This is a genomic window from Streptomyces sp. NBC_00250 (genome assembly GCF_036192275.1).
Taxonomy (GTDB): Bacteria; Actinomycetota; Actinomycetes; order Streptomycetales; family Streptomycetaceae; genus Streptomyces.
Genome location: NZ_CP108088.1, coordinates 4,073,249 through 4,090,963 on the forward strand (window position 1 = coordinate 4,073,249; position 17,715 = coordinate 4,090,963).

The 17,715-nt window shown below is 71.9% G+C and carries 15 protein-coding genes; 4 read left to right on the plus strand and 11 right to left on the minus strand.

Features of this window, described 5'->3' with window-relative positions:
* Positions 1 to 270: 270 nt before the first annotated feature.
* Complete coding sequence (locus tag OG259_RS18250) at positions 271 to 1,326, plus strand: M4 family metallopeptidase (protein WP_328943227.1); 1,056 nt, start codon at positions 271 to 273, stop codon at positions 1,324 to 1,326.
* A gap of 12 nt (positions 1,327 to 1,338) precedes the next feature.
* Here OG259_RS18250 and OG259_RS18255 read toward each other — a convergent pair whose 3' ends face one another.
* The 4 genes from OG259_RS18255 to OG259_RS18270 form a co-directional block, all read right to left on the minus strand.
* Positions 1,339 to 1,917, minus strand: coding sequence for a TetR/AcrR family transcriptional regulator (locus tag OG259_RS18255; protein ID WP_266895058.1), 579 nt, complete (start codon positions 1,915 to 1,917; stop codon positions 1,339 to 1,341).
* Positions 1,905 to 2,630 (minus strand): enoyl-CoA hydratase family protein, encoded by a 726-nt coding sequence (locus tag OG259_RS18260; protein WP_266895056.1) that lies wholly within the window; start codon positions 2,628 to 2,630, stop codon positions 1,905 to 1,907. Before OG259_RS18260 ends, OG259_RS18255 begins: the two co-directional genes overlap by 13 nt.
* On the minus strand, positions 2,627 to 4,198 hold the full coding sequence (locus OG259_RS18265) for an AMP-binding protein (protein ID WP_328943228.1): 1,572 nt from the start codon (positions 4,196 to 4,198) through the stop codon (positions 2,627 to 2,629). The genes OG259_RS18260 and OG259_RS18265 overlap by 4 nt, the downstream gene beginning before the upstream one ends.
* Before the next feature lie 161 nt (positions 4,199 to 4,359).
* Entirely contained in the window at positions 4,360 to 5,331 is a 972-nt protein-coding gene (locus OG259_RS18270; RefSeq protein WP_328943229.1) for a helix-turn-helix transcriptional regulator, read from the minus strand.
* Positions 5,332 to 5,431: 100 nt separating this feature from the next.
* On the opposite strand from OG259_RS18270, the gene OG259_RS18275 reads away from it, so the two are divergent.
* The 3 genes from OG259_RS18275 (at position 5,432) to OG259_RS18285 (ending at position 8,627) form a co-directional block, all read left to right on the plus strand.
* Positions 5,432 to 5,827: a RidA family protein gene (locus OG259_RS18275; protein ID WP_328947116.1), complete on the plus strand. Its 396-nt coding sequence runs from the start codon at positions 5,432 to 5,434 to the stop codon at positions 5,825 to 5,827.
* 82 nt (positions 5,828 to 5,909) lie between these two features.
* Positions 5,910 to 6,716, plus strand: a complete 807-nt coding sequence (locus OG259_RS18280) for a sporulation protein (protein ID WP_328943230.1) — start codon at positions 5,910 to 5,912, stop codon at positions 6,714 to 6,716.
* 252 nt (positions 6,717 to 6,968) lie between these two features.
* Positions 6,969 to 8,627 (plus strand): FG-GAP repeat domain-containing protein, encoded by a 1,659-nt coding sequence (locus OG259_RS18285; RefSeq protein ID WP_328943231.1) that lies wholly within the window; start codon positions 6,969 to 6,971, stop codon positions 8,625 to 8,627.
* Between the two features lie 47 nt (positions 8,628 to 8,674).
* Here OG259_RS18285 and OG259_RS18290 read toward each other — a convergent pair whose 3' ends face one another.
* The 7 genes from OG259_RS18290 to OG259_RS18320 all read right to left on the minus strand — a co-directional run bounded on the left by OG259_RS18290 (position 8,675) and on the right by OG259_RS18320 (position 16,685).
* Positions 8,675 to 9,808 carry an acyl-CoA dehydrogenase family protein gene (locus OG259_RS18290; RefSeq protein ID WP_328943232.1) on the minus strand — a complete coding sequence of 378 codons (1,134 nt, stop codon included), beginning with the start codon at positions 9,806 to 9,808 and terminating at the stop codon, positions 8,675 to 8,677.
* Entirely contained in the window at positions 9,805 to 11,703 is a 1,899-nt protein-coding gene (locus tag OG259_RS18295; RefSeq protein WP_328943233.1) for an acetyl/propionyl/methylcrotonyl-CoA carboxylase subunit alpha, read from the minus strand. Before OG259_RS18295 ends, OG259_RS18290 begins: the two co-directional genes overlap by 4 nt.
* Positions 11,704 to 11,711: 8 nt before the next feature.
* On the minus strand, positions 11,712 to 13,310 hold the full coding sequence (locus OG259_RS18300; protein WP_328943234.1) for an acyl-CoA carboxylase subunit beta: 1,599 nt from the start codon (positions 13,308 to 13,310) through the stop codon (positions 11,712 to 11,714).
* On the minus strand, positions 13,307 to 14,998 hold the full coding sequence (locus OG259_RS18305; protein WP_328943235.1) for an acyclic terpene utilization AtuA family protein: 1,692 nt from the start codon (positions 14,996 to 14,998) through the stop codon (positions 13,307 to 13,309). Before OG259_RS18305 ends, OG259_RS18300 begins: the two co-directional genes overlap by 4 nt.
* Positions 14,998 to 15,792: a TIGR03084 family metal-binding protein gene (locus OG259_RS18310; protein WP_328943236.1), complete on the minus strand. Its 795-nt coding sequence runs from the start codon at positions 15,790 to 15,792 to the stop codon at positions 14,998 to 15,000. Before OG259_RS18310 ends, OG259_RS18305 begins: the two co-directional genes overlap by 1 nt.
* A 97-nt stretch (positions 15,793 to 15,889) precedes the next feature.
* The gene (locus OG259_RS18315) at positions 15,890 to 16,321 is read right to left on the minus strand and encodes a hypothetical protein (protein WP_328943237.1); all 432 of its coding nucleotides are present in this window, start codon (positions 16,319 to 16,321) and stop codon (positions 15,890 to 15,892) included.
* 181 nt (positions 16,322 to 16,502) lie between these two features.
* The gene (locus tag OG259_RS18320) at positions 16,503 to 16,685 is read right to left on the minus strand and encodes a DUF1272 domain-containing protein (RefSeq protein WP_266900861.1); all 183 of its coding nucleotides are present in this window, start codon (positions 16,683 to 16,685) and stop codon (positions 16,503 to 16,505) included.
* Positions 16,686 to 17,715: the final 1,030 nt, after the last annotated feature.

Below are 17,715 nucleotides of genomic sequence, written 5' to 3' on the forward strand. Positions count from 1 at the left end.
TCGGGGGTCAGGCGGAGCGGCGACAGCTCATGCTCGTGACGCGGACGAAGTCCACGTGGCGACGGCGTACGAGCGTAGGCATGCGACCAGAGTACTGCGGGAGCGGTGGATCGACTGTGGCCCGGGTCACGTCCCGACATCCGGGGCCCGGTTGTTCTCACCCGGAACCCAGGGGTGTTCAAAGGGGCGGACGTACGCGAAGATCGCCGCCACACGTGTCACGCGCACGTCAAGCTTCTCGTCGCAGCATCCCTACGCAGGAGGATGTCCATGACCCGCCGCCCGTCCCGCGGCCTGCTCGCCGCAGCCGTCGCCACCGCCGCCACGGCGGCCACCGTCGCGCTGCTGCCCGCCGCCGGCGCCTCCGCCCTCCCCCAGGCGGCCTCCCCGCTCCCCCAGGCCCGCGTCTTCATGGTGAACCCGGTCCAGGCCACCGGCGACCAGTCCCTCACCGACCACAAGGACGCGGCGAGCGACGTCCCCGCCTCCGCGTACGCCACCGTCGCGCTGCGGAACCTCGACGCGAGCGGCGGCCTGTCCGGCCGCTGGGTCGCGGTCCGGTCCGAGACGGGCAAGCCCGCCACCGTCGCGGGCGCCGCCGCGTACAACCGCTCCGACGACCAGTTCGAGCAGGTCATGGCGTACTTCTGGGTCAACGAGGCACAGGAGTACCTGCAGGGGCTCGGCTTCGGCACCGAGCTGCCCGGGGCCAACGACCGGGTGCAGCCGGTCCGGCTCAACCAGTGGGGCGCCGACAACTCCTTCTTCACCGACAAGAAGGGCGAGATCCGCTTCGGCAAGGGTGGGGTGGACGACGCCGAGGACGCCGAGGTGGTCCTGCACGAGTACGGCCACGCCGTGCACAACGCGCAGGTCCCCGGCTTCGGGACGACCCCGGAGGCCGGCGCGATCGGCGAGGCCTTCGGCGACTACCTGGCCGTGCAGGTCGGCACCCACGCCGTCCAGAAGTACGGCTGGGCGATGAAGGCGGACGCGGCCTGCGTCGCCGACTGGGACGCGACCGGCTACAGCGAGGCGCCGCACTGCCTCCGCCGGATCGACGGCACCAAGACGTACGCCGACCGGGAGGGCGAGGTCCACGCCGACGGCGAGATCTGGTCCCGCGCCCTCCTCGACATCCGCACCTCGCTCGGCGCCCGGACGGCCGACCGGATCATCGTGAACGCCCAGTTCGGCTTCGCACCCGACACCGATTTCGGCGACGCGGCCCGGAAGACCGTCGAGACGGCACAGAAGATGTACGGCACGTCGGCGGCGAACGCCGTGCGGGACGCCTTCCGGGCGCGGGAGATCCCGGGGGTCTGAGCCTCCTCGCCCCTACGCGAGTGCTTCGTCCAACAGCCGCGCCCACTGGGAGACCACTCGTTCCCGGCGGGCGCGGTCGTCCGTCAGGAGGGTGGCGAGGCCCAGGCCGCGGGCCATGTCCAGGAGGCCCTGGACGGTTTCGCGGACGCCGGGGCGCGACTCGTCGGCACCCAGGACCTCGACGGCGATGCGATGCGACTCGCGGCCGACGCGGGCCTCCAGCTCGGTCACGCGCGTGCGGAGCTGCTCCTCGCCCGAGGCGGCGACCCACAGGTGGAGGGCGGCCCGGAACAGGGGCCCGGTGTAGAGGTCGACGAGCGCGGCGACGGCCTCGTGGCGGTCCCGGGACGGCAGGGCACGCAGTGCCTGCGAGCGCTCCTCGGCGACGTACTCGACGGCGGCCGTGAACAGGTCCTCGCGGGTCGGGAAGTGGTGCTGGGCGGCGCCCCGGGAGACGCCGGCCCGTTCCGCGACGACGGCGACCGTGGAACCCGCCCAGCCGTGCTCGGCCAGGCAGGACACGGCCGCCTCCAGGAGCCGCTGCCGGGTGGCGCGGCTCCTGTCCTGCTTGGGTGCGGTCACAGCCGCCATGCGGGGTCCCGTCGTTCGAGGAAGGCCGTCATCCCCTCGCGCGCCTCGGTGGAGGCGAAGAGCGTGGCCGACCTCTGCACCAGGTCCTCCGCGTCGCGTTCGAAGGTCTCCAGGACTCTAGCGGTGACCAGGCGCTTCGCCTCGCGCAGGCCCTGCGGGGAGGCGGCCCGGAGGGAGTCGAGGATGCCGGGCAGGGCCTCCTCGCCGTCGGTGACGAGTCCCATGGCGGTCGCCTCCGCCACCCCGAACCGCTCGCCCGTCAGGTAGTACCGGGCCGCCGCGCGCGGCTCCAGCTTCGGGAGGAGGGTGAGGGAGATGACGGCCGGCGCGACCCCGATCCGTACCTCCGTGAGGGCGAAGTCGGCCGCCTCCGCCGCCACCACGACGTCACAGGCGCCGAGCAGCCCGAGGCCCCCGGCCCGTACGTGCCCCGTGACGTGTCCGACCACCGGCTTCGGCAGCTCGACGATCTGCCGGAGCAGATCCACGAAGGCGTACGGGCTCGGCGGCGCCTTCAGGTCGGCGCCCGCGCTGAACGTGCCGCCGGTGTGGGTGAGCACCACCGCCCGGACCGCGGGGTCCTTCCCGCAGGCGGTGAGTGCGTCGGCGAGCTCGGTGACGAGCGCCGCCGACAGCGCGTTGCGGGTGGCCGGGGAGTCGAGGGCGAGGGTGGTGATGCCCCGTTCCTCGGCCGATGTCACGAGTGTCGTCATGCGCGGTCCCTCAGTTCCCTTCGGAGGATCTTCCCGGACGCTGCCCGGGGCACGGCTTCGATGAACTCGACGCTGCGGACCTTCTTGTACGGGGAGACCCGGGCGGCGACGTGCGCCATGACGTCCTCGGCGGTGAGGCCGGGCGCGGCGGCCTGGCGTACGACGAAGGCCTTGGGCATCTCGGTGCCGTCCGCGTCGGTGACGCCGATGACGGCGGCGTCCGCGACCCCCTCGTGGGTGAGGAGGAGCGCTTCGAGTTCGGCGGGGGCGACCTGGAAGCCCTTGTACTTGATGAGTTCCTTGACGCGGTCGACGACGTACAGCCAGCCGTCGTCGTCGACCCGGCCGATGTCGCCGGTGTGCACCCAGCCGTCGGCGTCGACCATGGCGGCGGTGGCGTCGGGCCGGCCGAGGTACCCCTTCATGACCTGCGGCCCCCGGATGGCGACCTCGCCGTCCTCGCCGGGCGCCGCGTCCTTCGAGGGGTCGTCGAGGGACAGGATCCGCATCTCGGTGGAGGGCAGCAGCTTGCCGACGGTGCCGGGCGGCGGGTTCGCGGCGGAGAGCGGGACCACGTGCGTCCCCGGGGACAGCTCGGTCATGCCGTACGCCTGGAGGACCGGCGGCAGCCCGAGCCGCGCCGAACAGGCCTGGGCGAGGGCCGCGTCGAGCGGGGCGGCGGCGCTGACGATGTACTCCAGGGAGGACAGGTCGTAGTCGGCGACGGCCGGGTGCTTGGCGAGGGCGAGCACGATCGGCGGGGCGACGTAGAGGCCGTTGATGCGGTGCTTCTGGATGGCGCCGAGGAAGGTGTCGAGCTCGAAGCGGGGGAGGACGACGACGGTGGCGCCCTGGCGGAGGGGCGCGTTCATGAGGGCGGTGAGCCCGTAGATGTGGAAGAAGGGAAGGACCGCCAGGATCCGGTCACCGGGCCCCATCGGGATGACCGGATCCAGCTGGGCGAGGTTCGTGGCGATCGAGGCGTGGGTGAGCATCACGCCCTTGGGGACGCCGGTGGTGCCGGAGGAGTACGGGAGCGCGGCGACGTCCTCGTCGGGGTCGATCCCGATCTCGGGGACGGGCGCGGTCGAGCCGAGGAAGGCCTGCAGGGAGCGGGCGCCATCCTGCGCCTCGTCACAGACGAAGATCTCCTCGATCCCGCCCGCGAGTTCGGCCGCCGCACGGGCCGAGGGAAGCAGCGGGGAGACGGTGACGATCCAGCGCGCGGCGGAGTCGCGGAGCTGCTTGGCGAACTCCTCGGGCGTGGCGAGCGGATGCACGGTCGTGACGGAGGCACCCGCGCGCGTGGCGGCGTAGAACGCGACGGGGAAGAGCACGGTGTTGGGGCTGTGCAGCGCGAGCACGTCCCCCTTCCGCACCCCGGCCTCGGCGAGCCCGGCGGCGACCCGCCGATGAAAGGCGTCGACCTGTCCGTACGTGAGGGTGAACTCCCCTGCCCCGTCGACCAGCGCGGGTGTGTCGCCCCGCTCGGCGGCGCCGCCGAGCACCGCGTCGTGGATCGGCAGGGAGACGGTCGGAACGGCCTCGTACTCGCTGTGGAACACCATGCAAGCCCCCTGGAGAGGTGGGAGAGGTGGAAGGTGGTCGCCAGGATCGCGCGTGTCGGTACGACTTGGGGAGACCTTGTCAGCACTCCACCGAAACAATCAAGCACGCCTGCATGATTCTTGGGAAGAACGACGACCGGCGTGAACCCGACACCTCCGCCTCAGGACGCACCCCCGTATCGGGCGACGATCGCGGCGGCCCGGTCGCGCAGCGAGGTCCGCAACGACTGCGGGGCCAGGGCCTCCACATCCGTACCGAGCCGCCACAGCGCCCACTCGGCATGCCACGCGTCCTGAAAGGTCAGCTCGAGCCGCAGCCGGCCGTCCCCGTCGGGCGCTTCCGCACGCACGGCCACCGCGGAGTCCAGCAGCTCCTCCCGCCGCACCGGGTCGACCCGTACCAGCACCGTGATGTGGCCGTCGGCGAGGAACCGCGCCGAGCGCTCCCGCCAGATCCGGTCCAGATCGACCCGGTTCGGCCGCTCCGCAGCCTCGGGGAGTTCCTCGGCGGCCACCACCCGCGACAGCCGGTAGGTGCGGTCCTCGCCGTCCCTCGTGGCCAGCAGATAGCCCCGCTCCCGTACGGTGACCAGCCCGATCGGATCCACCGTGCGCCACTGCGGCGCCTCGCCCGTGGCCGCGTAGTGGATGCGCAGCTTGTGTCCGGCCAGCACCGAGCGCCGGACCTCCGTCATGACGGCGCCGGGTACCTCGTCCGTGACCGGCCGACGCGAGAGCAGGTCGGTCTCCGGATCGACGAGAAAACGCTGGGCGGCGTCGCTCGCGGTGGCCAGGTGCTGCTCCGGCAGCGCGTCGACCACCTTCCGCACGGCCGAGGCCAGCGCCTTGCCGAGGCCCAGCACCTGCTCGCCGCGCCCCGATCCGGCGGTCAGCAGCGCCAGGGCCTCGTCGTGGTTCAGCCCGGTGAGCTCCGTCCGGAACCCGGGCAGCAACGCGAACCCGCCGTGCCGGCCCCGCTCGGCGTAGACCGGGACGCCCGCCACCGACAGCGCCTCGATGTCGCGCAGCACGGTGCGGGTGGACACCTCCAGCTCGCGGGCGAGCGTGTCCGCGGTCAATCGGCCGTGCCGACGCAGCAGGAGCACCAGGGAGACCAACCGGTCGGCGCGCATGCGGGAACGCTAACGGAATACATGACCAAGGGTGTCGTGATTCCTTGGAAGTCTCTCCGTCGTACGCACTTCCCGTGAACCGAATGGAGCTGATGTGGCGATGGAGCGAACGGCGATCAACCCGGTGACGTGGTCCCTGGAGATGGGCTTCAACCAGGGCGAGCTCGTCACGGGGCACACCCGGACCCTGTACGTCTCCGGGCAGACCTCGATGAGCGACGACGGCAAGCCCCTGCACGAGGGCGACATGGCGGCGCAGTTGGCCCTGAGCATCGAGAACCTGGAGGCGGTGCTCGGCGAGGCCGGCATGACTCTCGCCCATCTCGTCCGCCTGAACGTCTACACGACCGACGTCGACCTGCTCTTCCCTCACTACGGCGTGCTCGCGGCGCGGTTGGGAGCCGCCCGTGTGGCACCGGCCACCACGATGCTCGGGGTGACACGGCTGGCGATCCCCGGCCAGCTGGTCGAGCTGGAGGGCACCGCCGTCGGGTAGGGCGACATCGCCCGTGCCCCGGGCCCGGCCGGAGCCCGAACTTCCGCTCCCTGCAAGGTCATCAGCCGGTTAGCCTGCGCGCATGGTCTTCAAGCGTCTTCTGGGCATGGGCGGTATACCGCTCGAAATCGACACCCTCGTGCAGTCCGAGCCTGCGCTGCCGGGCGGCCTGCTGCGCGGGGAAGTGGTGTTGCGCGCCCCCGAACGCCGCGTGGAGGTGAAGTCGATCTACCTGAAGCTCGTCACCGACGCGCCGGTGGCCCACAAGGGCGACGGTGACGGCTCCACCGGCGACACCTTCGACTACCCGAGCATGAGCGGCTACTTCACCCTGGAGAAGGGCGAGGAGAGGCGGATTCCCATCCGCCACCGGCTCAAGTGGGAGACCCCGCTGACCGAGGTGAAGGGACGGAAGCTCGGGGTCCACCTGGGCCTGCACACCGAGGTCGAGGCCGAGGGCATCAAGGCCCAGACGGACGACGACCTCGTGCACATCACCGCACTCCCCCTCCACGAGGCGGTCCTCGACGCCTTCGCCACCGAGGGCTACGCCCTGGAGACCTCGCGCATCCACAACGGGAACATCCCCCGCACCGAGTACCACGTCTACCGGCAGCAGGGGCTCCTGCTCGTCGACCGGCAGACCGGGCAGGACCGCCCGCGGGAGCTGGAACTGCACTTCCACACCAACGCGGTCGGCTGCGAGATCTTCCTTCGCAAGGCCGCCCTCAAGGAGCGCTACTGGAAGAGCAAGCCGCCCGCCCGGCGCTTCGTGGCCGCCCACCACGAGGTCGGCCGGGTGGACTTCGGCGAGGAGGTACGCCGCTGGATCGGCGAGGTCGTCCTCCTGGGCGGCAGCCACGCCGCCGAGGAGGAGGACGAGGACTGAGCGGGCCGGTCCGAGAGGGCCGCGGGGGTCGCGGCCCTCAGGGGCGGGCGCCCGTACCGATCCGTCGGTCCAGCGCCCGCCGGCCCCGGACCGGCCGGCACGTCGGCCAGTACGGCACGGCCGACGACCGGACTGCCTGACGACCGGGCCGGTGAAAGGTTGTACGCGGAGGATCTTCCCTTCCTTTTCCTGCGGACCTTAAGATCCGGACGCCTTCGGGCCCCGTCTCCACCACCCGTCCCAGGAGGGACTTTGCTCCACACGCACCACCGGCGTCGTACGCGTCGCCTCGCGGCCTGCACGGCCCTCGCGCTCGGCGTGGGCCTGCTGTCCGTCGTTCCCACGCCCGCCACGGCCGAAGCGGCCACCACGGCCCGCGCGAAGCCCCGCTTCGACCGGGACGGAGACGGCCGGAGCGACCGGGTCTACCGGTCGGCCACCACCGGCAAGCTGACGATCGCCCTGTCGAAGACGGGCACCAGCGCACCGTTCACCATCGGCGCGGACGACCTCGACGGCACCGTCAGCCAGGAGATCCTGTCCGCGGACAACCTGTGGGGCACCGACACCCCGGACCTGCTGACGATCCGCTCCGACGGCACGCTCCGGCTGCACTCCGCCAAGAGCCCCACGGCCACCGACCCCGGGCTCGTCTGGCAGGGGAACGGCTGGCACATCTACAACAAGGTCCTCGCCCCCGGCGACCTGACCAAGGACGGACTCCAGGACCTGCTGGCCCGTACCCCGTCCGGCACGCTCTACCTGTACTCCGGGCGGGGCACCGTCTACAACGGCGGGCCGTTCAAGACGCGCGTCAAGGTCGGCGAGGGCTGGCAGGGCTACGACCAGCTCGTCGGCACCAACGACGTCGACGGCGACACGATCGCCGACATCGTCGCCCGCACCACGGCCGGCGACCTCTACTTCTACAAGGGCACCGGCTCCGCCACCGCCCCGTTCAAGCCCCGCGTCAGGATCGGCGGCGGCTGGAACGCCTACAACCAGATCATCGGTGCCGACGACCTCGACAACGACGGCCGGGCCGACCTGCTGGCCCGCACGCCCGGCGGCGCGTTCTACCGGTACCTCTCCGTCGGCGGCGGGAAGTTCGGTCCGCGGACGTACTACGGCGGCGGCGGCCAGAACCTCTCGTACTACCTCGGCCAGGGCGGCGTACCGGCGTACGGCAAGCACGGCCTGTTCGTCGTCGACACCACCGGCACCGCCTTCACGTACGGAACGCTCTCCGACGGCACGTTCACCGCGCGCAAGCAGTTCGGCGCGGCCGGGGAGTACGCCTACCACTGGGGCACGTCCAGCGTCCACGCGATGAACTCCAACGACCGGGCCACCCTGCTGACCGCCAACAACGCCGGCCTGTACGGCGACGGCGGCTCCATGGTCTCCAGCAGCCCTGCCTTCCGCGACTACCAGGCGCGGATCTCGATCGGTGACATCACCGGCGACGGCCCGACCGACGTCCTCGGCCTGGACCTGTGGGGCTCTCTGTTCCTCTACCCCGGCGTGAAGCACGAGACGCCGACCCGTGTCGGCGCGGCCGTGAAGATCGGCACCGGCTGGAAGGTGGACAAGCTGATCGGCGCAGGGGACGTCACCGGCGACGGCCGCCCCGACCTGATCTCCCGGTACGACAACCGCCTGTACGTCCACCCGGGCACCGGCTCGCCCACCGCTCCGTTCGCCGCGCGCGTCCTGATCGGCTCGGGCTGGGACGGGTACGCGCACCTGGTCGCACCGGGCGACATGAACGGCGACGGCCGGGCCGACCTGGTCGCCGTCACCCCCGGCGGCGACGTCTACCGCTACACGGCCACCGGCCTGCGCGGCGCCGCCACGTTCACCGCGCGCGTCAAGATCGCGACGGGCTGGACGTACGAGCACATCAGCTGACACCGCCCGGTGGGCCCCCGGCCGTGGCCGAGGGCCCACCGCGCGGATCAGTACGACTTGGGCAGCCCCAGCGTCTGGTGCGACACATAGTTGAGGATCATCTCCCGGCTGACCGGGGCGATCCGGGCCACCCGCGCCGCCGTGACCAGCCGGGCCAGGCCGAACTCCCGCGTCAGACCGTTGCCGCCGAGGGTGTGGACCGCCTGGTCCACGGCCCTCACACAGGCCTCCGCCGCCGCGTACTTGGCCATGTTGGCCGCCTCGCCCGCACCCAGATCGTCGCCCGCGTCGTAGAGGTGCGCCGCCTTCGCCATCATCAGACGGGCCAGTTCCAGCTCGATGTGCGCCTGGGCGAGCGGATGCGCGATCGCCTGGTGGGCGCCGATCGGCGCCTTCCAGACCTGACGCTCCTTCGCGTACTTCACCGCCTGCGCGAGCGCGTACCGCCCCATGCCGATCGCGAACGCGGCCGTCATGATCCGCTCCGGGTTGAGCCCCGCGAACAACTGGAGCAGACCCGCGTCCTCGTCGCCGACGAGCGCGTCGGCCGGCAGGTGGACGTCGTCGATCGTCAGCTCGAACTGCTTCTCGTTCGCGTCGAGTTCCATCTCGATGTGGCGCCGCTGGAAACCGGGGGCATCACGCGGCACGATGAAGAGACAGGGCTTGAGACTCCCGGTCCTGGCATCCGACGTACGGCCCACGATCAGCGTCGCGTCGGCGATGTCGACACCCGACACGAACACCTTCCGCCCGTTGAGGACCCAGCCCTCCTCCGTACGGGTCGCGGTGGTCGTGATGCGATGCGAGTTCGAGCCCGCGTCCGGCTCCGTGATGCCGAACGCCATCGTCCGCGAACCGTCCGCCAGACCCGGCAGCCAGTCCCGCTTCTGCTCCTCCGTACCGAAGCGGGCGATGACCGTGCCGCAGATCGCGGGCGAGACGACCATCATCAGGAGCGGCGCACCGGCCGCGCCCGCCTCCTCGAGGACGATCGACAGCTCGGCCATGCCGCCGCCCCCGCCGCCGTACTCCTCGGGCAGGTTCACGCCCAGATAACCGAGCTTGCCCGCCTCCGCCCACAGCGCGGCCCGGTCGAAGCCGGGGCCGTGCCGGTGGCCGAGCGCGGAGACCGCGGCGCGGAGCGCGGTCAGCTCTTCGCTTTCGATCATGGTGCTCATACGGTCTGGTCCTCCTGTGCTGCTTCGGTCGTGGCGTCGTCGGAGACGACGGCGAGCAGGGCGCCGACCTCGACCTGGCGGCCGGGGGCGGCATGGAGTGCGGTGAGCGTGCCGGAGGCGGGGGCGATGACGCGGTGCTCCATCTTCATGGCCTCCAGCCAGAGGAGCGGCTGCCCGGCGGCGACCCGATCGCCGACGGCGAGACCGTCCGCGACCCGCACGACGGTGCCGGGCATGGGCGCGAGCAGGGACCCGGGGGCCGTCTGCTCACGGGGGTCGGTGAAGCGGGGTCGGGCCGTGAGCCGGTACGGACCGGCGTGGACGGTGCCGTCCTCGTACGCCGAGACGTCGAAGTTCCGTACGACCCCGGCGACTTCGAGGCGCACCCGATCGGGGGCCGCCGAGACGACCCGTACGCCTTCGGGGGCCTTGACCTCGTACCCGCCGCCCCGGGCCGGCCGATAGCGGACCTCGTGGTCCCCGTACGTCCGCGTCTCGTCCTGCGAACGCAGGTTCCGCCAACCACCGCCGAACCGGCCGGTGTCGGCGGCTGCCGCGGCAAGGGCGGCGGCAGCCGCCGCGTACTCCTCACCCTCCCGGGGACGGGTCAGCGCGTCCAGGTTCCGGTCGTAGAACCCGGTGTCGAGGTGATCCTCGGACCCGTACTCGGGGTGCCGGAGCGAGGCCACCAACAGCTCCCGGTTGGTGACCGGCCCGTGGATCCGGGCCCGATCCAGGGCATGGGCGAGCTTGCGGACCGCCTCGCCGCGGGTCGGGGCGTGGACGATCACCTTCGCGAGCATCGGGTCGTAGTGGACGCCGACCGTGTCCCCGGAGACGTACCCCGTGTCGACGCGGAGCCGCGCGCCCCCGGGCAGCTCGAAGCGGTGCAGGACGCCCGTCTGCGGCGCCCACTCCCGCGCCGGGTCCTCCGCGTACAGGCGGGCCTCGATCGCGTGGCCCCGCGGGGCCGGGGGCTCCGGGGGCAGGGCGCGGCCCTCGGCGACGGCCAACTGGAGGGCGACGAGGTCGACCCCGAACACCTCTTCCGTCACGGGGTGTTCGACCTGGAGGCGGGTGTTCATCTCCAGGAAGTGCGCCCGGCCGTCCGCGACCAGGAACTCGACCGTGCCCGCGCCGACGTAGCCGACGGCCTTCGCCGCCCGGACGGCCGTGTCCAGGAGGGACGCTTCGAGCGCGGCCGGCAGGCCGGGCGCCGGGGCCTCCTCGACCACTTTCTGGTGTCGGCGCTGGAGGGAGCAGTCCCGGGTGCCGAGCGCCCAGACCGTGCCGTGGGTGTCACAGAGCAGCTGCACCTCGACGTGTCGGCCGTTCTCGACGTACGGCTCGACGAAGACCTCGCCGTCCCCGAAGGCACTCACCGCCTCGGCCGACGCCGACTCCAACGCGCCTGCCAGCGCGTCGAGTTCTCGCACGATCCGCATACCGCGGCCACCGCCGCCCGCCGCCGCCTTCACCAGGACGGGCAGGTCGGCCTCGGTGACCTCGGCCAGCGGGGCGATGCCGAGGACCTCCTTCGCGCGGGTCTTCGAGCCCATCGTCTCGATGGCCTCGGGCGGCGGGCCGATCCAGACCAGGCCGGCGTCGGTCACCGCCCGGGCGAAGTCGGCGTTCTCGGACAGGAAGCCGTAGCCCGGGTGGACGGCGTCCGCGCCCGCCGCGAGCGCCGCCTTCACCACCAGGTCGCCGCGCAGATACGTCTCCGAGGGTGCGGCCCCCGGCAGCCGTACGGCCGTGTCCGCCTCCCGTACGTGCAGGGCGTCGGCGTCCGCGTCGGAGTACACGGCGACGGTGGACATGCCGAGCTCACGGCAGGTGCGGAAGACCCGGCAGGCGATCTCGCCCCGGTTCGCCACAAGGACGGTGGAAATCACGAGGGGCCTCACATTCGGAAGACGCCGAAGCCGCCGCGCGCGCCCTCGACCGGTGCCGTGTGGATCGCGGAGAGGCACAGCCCGAGGACCGTGCGGGTGTCGCGGGGGTCGATGACCCCGTCGTCGTAGAGCCGGCCGGAGAGGAACATCGGCAGCGACTCGGACTCGATCTGCGCCTCGACGAGCGCCCGGAGACCGGCGTCGGCCTCCTCGTCGTACGGCTGCCCCTTCGCGACGGCGCTCGCCCGCGCCACGATGGAGAGGACACCGGCGAGCTGCTGCGGGCCCATGACCGCGGACTTGGCGCTCGGCCAGGCGAAGAGGAAACGCGGATCGTACGCCCGGCCGCACATGCCGTAGTGCCCGGCGCCGTAACTCGCCCCCATGAGGACGGACAGATGGGGGACCTTCGAGTTCGACACGGCGTTGATCATCATCGCGCCGTGCTTGATGATCCCGCCCTGCTCGTACTCCTTGCCCACCATGTAACCCGTGGTGTTGTGGAGGAAGACGAGCGGGATGTCCCGCTGATTGGCGAGCTGGATGAACTGCGCGGCCTTCTGCGACTCCGGGCCGAAGAGGACGCCCTGCGCATTGGCGAGGACGCCGACCGGATAACCGTGCAGGCTCGCCCACCCGGTGACCAGCGACGGCCCGTACAGCGGCTTGAACTCGTCGAAGTCGGAGCCGTCGACGATCCGGGCGATCACCTCGCGCGGATCGAAGGGCGTCTTGAGATCCCCGGGCACGATCCCGAGCAGCTCGTCCTCGTCGTACCGGGGAGGTTCCCCGACGCTCGGATCCGGGTGGGCCTTGCGGTGGTTCAGCCGGGCCACGATCCGACGAGCCTGGCGCAGCGCGTCGGCCTCGTCGACGGCGTAGTGGTCGGCCAGCCCGGACGTCCGCGCGTGCATCTCCGCGCCGCCGAGGGACTCGTCGTCGCTCTCCTCCCCCGTCGCCATCTTCACCAGCGGCGGACCGCCGAGGAACACCTTCGACCGCTCCTTGATCATCACGGCGTGGTCGGACATGCCCGGGACGTACGCGCCACCGGCCGTCGAGTTGCCGAAGACGACCGCGATCGTCGGGATACCGGCGGCGGAGAGACGCGTGAGGTCACGGAAGAGCGCCCCGCCGGGGATGAAGATCTCCTTCTGGGAGGGGAGATCGGCGCCGCCGGACTCGACGAGCGAGATGACGGGCAGGCGGTTGGCGAACGCGATCTCGTTGGCGCGCAGGGCCTTCTTCAACGTCCACGGGTTGGACGCGCCACCGCGCACGGTCGGATCGTTGGCCGTGATCAGGCACTCGACGCCCTCGACGACCCCGATCCCGGTGATCAGGGAGGCGCCCACCGCGTAGTCGCTGCCCCACGCGGCAAGCGGCGACAGTTCCAGGAAGGGGGAGTCCGGGTCGACGAGCAGCTCGATGCGCTCCCGCGCGAGCATCTTGCCGCGCTTGCGATGCCGCGCGATGTACTTCTCGCCGCCGCCCGCCAGCGCCTTGGCGTGCTCGGCGTCGAGGGCGGTGAGCTTGTCGAGCATGGCGGCGCGGTGAGCCCGGTAGTCGGATCCGCCGGTGTCGAGAGCGGAGGCGAGGACGGTCACAGGAGTCCCTCCGGGATGTCTGTTTCACGGGAGCGGAGCCACTCGCCGAGGGCCTTGGCCTGGGGATCGAAACGGGCCTGGGAGGCGACGCCCTCGCCGAGGATTCCGGCGATGGTGAAGTTGAGCGCGCGGAGCTGCGGGAGGACGTGCCGGGTGACGGCCAAGTCGGCGGTCTCAGGAAGGAGTTCGGCCAGTTTCGACACGGTGAGGGTGTGGGCCAGCCAGCGCCACTCCTCCTCCGTGCGGACCCAGACGCCGATGTTGGCGTCGCCGCCCTTGTCACCGCTGCGGGCGCCGGCGATCCGACCGAGGGGGACGCGCCGGGTGGGCCCGGACGGGAGCGGCTCGGGAAGCGGCGGCTCGGGTACGGGTTCCAGATCGCGGGCCCTCGGCGGTACGGGGACCGGGACGCGGGTCCCGTCCGGCAGCACGGCCGTGTGCGGGACGTCGGCGGCGGGGACGTACGCCGTCTCGAAGACCCCGTAGGGGGCACCCTTCCCGGGCGGGGCGGTGACGTGGAAGCCGGGATAGCTCGCGAGGGCCAGCTCGATGGCGGCGCCGGTGAGGGCGCGACCGACGGCCTCGGGGCCGGGGTCCCGGACGACCAGCCGCAGCAGGGCGCTCGCGGTCTCCTCCGTGCCGGCGTCGGGCCGGTCGGTGCGGACCAGCTCCCAACGGACCTCACGGGGCCGCCCGTTGGCGAGCGCGTCTTCGATCTGGGCCCGAACGAGTCCTGCCTTCTCCTCGATGTCGAGGCCTGTCAGGACGAACACGACCTCGTTGCGGAAGCCACCGAGCCGACTGAGTCCGACCTTGAGCGTCGGCGGCGGCGCCTCGCCCCGCACACCGTCGATCCGGACCCGGTCGGGGCCCTCCCGGGTGAGCCGGACGGTGTCGAGGCGGGCCGTCACGTCGGGGCCGGGGTAGCGGGCGCCGGCCGTCTCGTAGAGGAGCTGGGCCGTGACCGTACCGACGTCGACGAGGCCGCCGGTGCCGGGGTGCTTGGTGATGACCGCGCCGCCGTCCTCGTGGAGCTCGGCGACCGGGAAGCCGGGACGGCGGAAGACCGCCGGATCGTGCTCCCGGAAGAAGGCGTAATTGCCACCGGTCGCCTGGGTCCCGCACTCCAGGACGTGCCCGGCGACGACCGCGCCCGCGAGCTTGTCGTACTCCTCCGGACCCCAGCCGAAATGCCACTGCGCGGGCCCGGTGACGAGGGCGGCGTCGGTGACCCGGCCGGTGACGACGACATCGGCCCCGGCGGCGAGGCAGGCGGCGATCCCGGCGCCGCCGAGATAGGCGTTGGCGGCCAACGCGTCCCTCGTGGGCGGGAGTCGGTCACCCTCGACATGCGCGACACGGAGGGGGAGACCGAGTTTCGCGGCGAGCGCGCGCAGCGCATCGGCGAGACCGGCGGGGTTGAGGCCGCCGGCATTGGTGACGATCCGCACGCCGCGCTCATGGGCGAGCCCGAGGCCCTCCTCCATCTGGCGCAGGAAGGTCTTCGCGTACCCGGCGGACGGGTCCTTGAGCTGGTCGCGGCCGAGGATGAGCATCGTCAGCTCGGCGAGGTAGTCGCCGGTGAGGACATCGATCGCGCCCTCGGGTCCACCGCCGGTGAGCATCTCGCGGACGGCGTCGAAACGGTCGCCGTAGAAGCCGGAGGCGTTGCCGATCCGGAGGACCATCAGACCTCCCCGGTCGCGGCCGCGCGGCCGGGGCCCGCCGGTCCGGCGAAGGCCTGGGCGATGGTGAGCCAGTGCTCGGCGTCGGAACCGACGGCGACGAGAGCGGTGTCGTCACGGTGAACGCGCTGGGTCACGAGCAGACAGAAGTCGAGGGCGGTCCCGGTGACCCGCTGGGCGGCACCCTCGGGCCCGTACACCCACAACTCCCCACCAGGAGATACGAGTTCCACCCGGAACGGCTCGGCGGGCGCCGGGAGCCCCCGCACCAGGAAGGCGTAGTCACGGGCGCGGTGGCCGATCCAGGCGACGTGCCGGAGGCGGTCGGTAGGAGCGCGGACGATCCCGAGGGCGTCGGCGACGTCCTGCCCGTGCGCCCAGGTCTCCATGAGCCGGGCGGTGGCCATGGCGGGGGCGCTCATGGGGGGCCCGTACCAGGGGAAACGGGCACCGGACGGCACCGCGCGAAGGGCGCCCTGAAGCCGCTCGCGCCCCTCGCGCCAACGGGCGAGAAGCTCGGCGACCGGCAGCGCCGCCCCTTCTTCGGCCCCGTCGTCGACGAAACGATCGGGAGCGGCGAGCGCCTTCCCGGCCTCGGCGGCAAAGGCGTCGGGGTCGGTGGCGGCGAGAAGCGCGGCACGATCGGTCCAGGCGAGGTGCGCGATCTGATGGGCGACGGTCCAGCCGGGCGCGGGGGTGGGCGTACCCCACTGCTCCTCGCTCAACTCACCGACGAGACGGTCGAGTTCGTCACTCTCGTCACGCAGGTCGTCGAGGACGACGACGGGGTCGGACACGGTGCGCTCCCCTCGGGGACGGGCGTTCACGGGCCTTCGCGAGGAGCATGACAGCGGGACCAGAAACAATCAAGCGTGCTTGCTTTAGTTTCTGACCTCACCCCCTCCGCCGCCTCTGAACGACGGCGGCCAGGACGGTGACCGCGACCACGAGAACGAGGGAACGGAGAGGAAGCAGGGCGCCGGGGACGTCATCGACGGCGTCGATGCCGTCACCCAGGACGGCGACCCAACCGACAGTGCCCACAAGGACCATCGGCCCGACTCTCCGCTCCCCGGTGAGGCGCATGCCGACCCACAGGACGAACGGCATCAGGAGGACGGTGTTCATGATCGCGGCGGTGAACGCCTGATCGGTGGAGTAGCCGGGCCCCACACCCAACGTCGCCGCCGCCTGACCGCTGAGGGCCAGATACAGGGTGTCGGAAAGGACGAGGTGTGAAGCGGCGACGGCGATCAGCGAGACGATCGCGGCTTTGAGGAGCCGCGGGGCGAGGGGGGTGGGCGAGGAGGACGAGGAGGGTGTCATGAGGCGTGACTATACGCAGAGTGTATACATGCGATGTATAGAGCCCTGGACGACGCCCCCGCCAGCAACGAACTGGACTAGACGGCCAGACGGCCAGACGGCCAGACGGCCAGACGGCCAGACGGCCAGACGGCCAGACGGCCAGACGGCCAGACGGCCAGACGGCTAGACGGCTAGACGGCTACTTGAGGATTCGCCGCGGCCGGGGCACGAGCTCGCCACCGCAGTTGGGGCAGACATCGCTCATGGCGTCGGCACACGGCACGCAGAAGCTGCACTCGTACGAACAGATCCGCGCGGGCCCGTCCACCACCAGCACCGCCACCTCACACCGCTCGCACTGCTCACGCATCTCCAGGGCCACGACGGGCTCCCCTCCTCGAACGTCGGACAACACCCCCATCGTCGAGGCGACCCCGACACCCCCGAAACAGCCGGAGGGCCAATGATCAACAGGATCGGGTCGCGCGAGGGCCGGCTCGGCTCGGGCCAGCGGGGGTCCTTGGGGTCGGGGGTCCTGATGAGGTGCGGGTGCGGCCGCCCTCTTTCCGAGTGTGGCGGCCTCCACCACCGCGTCAAGGGCGCCTCCGGCGTCGCTGCGCGATGGGCTGCGCCCACCCTTGACCCGGCGGCGGAGGCCGCCTTTTCACACTCGGAGGGCGGCCGGGGGACCCGGCCTACGCAGAGCCCCGGGCAGTGTCCGGGGTCGGTGCGTGCGTCTGACGGCCGGTGGGTGGGGGCTCGGTTTGTGGCGGGGCTGGGTGGGTGCCCTTCCGGCCGGTCGGGGGGTGCGCGGCCGTGCGATGGGGCGGTCGGGCTTGGCTCAGCGGGTTGCGGTCGGTGGGTGGTCGGGCTTCAGGCCCCGCTGGTCTGTGTTCGTGGGTGGTGGGAGCGGCTGGCGAGAGTTTCTTGCAGTTTCATCGCCCGGAATGGGCGAAGTGCCCCCTTCGAGCCTTTGTCCGAGACGTGCTACTCGGAGTAGTGCAGGGTTTCCACTCCTCCCACCCACCGGGAGTGACCAGCGGGGCCTGAAGCCCCACCCCGAACGACCCTTCGTCGCTAAGCGCCGCCCGGCCGCCCCATCCAACGACCGCGCACCCCCGACCGGCCGAAGGAAAGCCCACCCACCCCCGCCGCAAACCGAGCCCCCACCCACCGGCCGTCAGACGCACGCAATCCCCGGATACTGCCCGGGGCCCGGCGGTGACCCCGCCCCCCGGACCGCCCTCCGAGAGGTCTTTCGCTCCTGGAGGCGGTGGGTCAAGGGTGGCCGAAGGCCATCGCGCAGCGACGCGACCGCAGGGAGCGCCCTTGACGCACCGCCGGAAGGAGCGACTCTCGGAAAGAGGGCGGTCCCACCAGAAGCCCACGAACCCGGCCCACCCCTCGCGCCT

What these genes read in the sequence shown, in the direction of transcription:
- OG259_RS18290 (WP_328943232.1), bottom strand. Translation starts at nt 9,808, where the DNA reads ATGAGCACCATGATCGAAAGCGAAGAGCTGACCGCGCTCCGCGCCGCG.
- OG259_RS18265 (WP_328943228.1), bottom strand. Translation starts at nt 4,198, where the DNA reads ATGGTGTTCCACAGCGAGTACGAGGCCGTTCCGACCGTCTCCCTGCCG.
- OG259_RS18275 (WP_328947116.1), top strand. Translation starts at nt 5,432, where the DNA reads ATGGAGCGAACGGCGATCAACCCGGTGACGTGGTCCCTGGAGATGGGC.
- OG259_RS18255 (WP_266895058.1), bottom strand. Translation starts at nt 1,917, where the DNA reads ATGGCGGCTGTGACCGCACCCAAGCAGGACAGGAGCCGCGCCACCCGG.
- OG259_RS18260 (WP_266895056.1), bottom strand. Translation starts at nt 2,630, where the DNA reads ATGACGACACTCGTGACATCGGCCGAGGAACGGGGCATCACCACCCTC.
- OG259_RS18305 (WP_328943235.1), bottom strand. Translation starts at nt 14,998, where the DNA reads ATGGTCCTCCGGATCGGCAACGCCTCCGGCTTCTACGGCGACCGTTTC.
- OG259_RS18280 (WP_328943230.1), top strand. Translation starts at nt 5,910, where the DNA reads ATGGTCTTCAAGCGTCTTCTGGGCATGGGCGGTATACCGCTCGAAATC.
- OG259_RS18250 (WP_328943227.1), top strand. Translation starts at nt 271, where the DNA reads ATGACCCGCCGCCCGTCCCGCGGCCTGCTCGCCGCAGCCGTCGCCACC.
- OG259_RS18315 (WP_328943237.1), bottom strand. Translation starts at nt 16,321, where the DNA reads ATGACACCCTCCTCGTCCTCCTCGCCCACCCCCCTCGCCCCGCGGCTC.
- OG259_RS18270 (WP_328943229.1), bottom strand. Translation starts at nt 5,331, where the DNA reads ATGCGCGCCGACCGGTTGGTCTCCCTGGTGCTCCTGCTGCGTCGGCAC.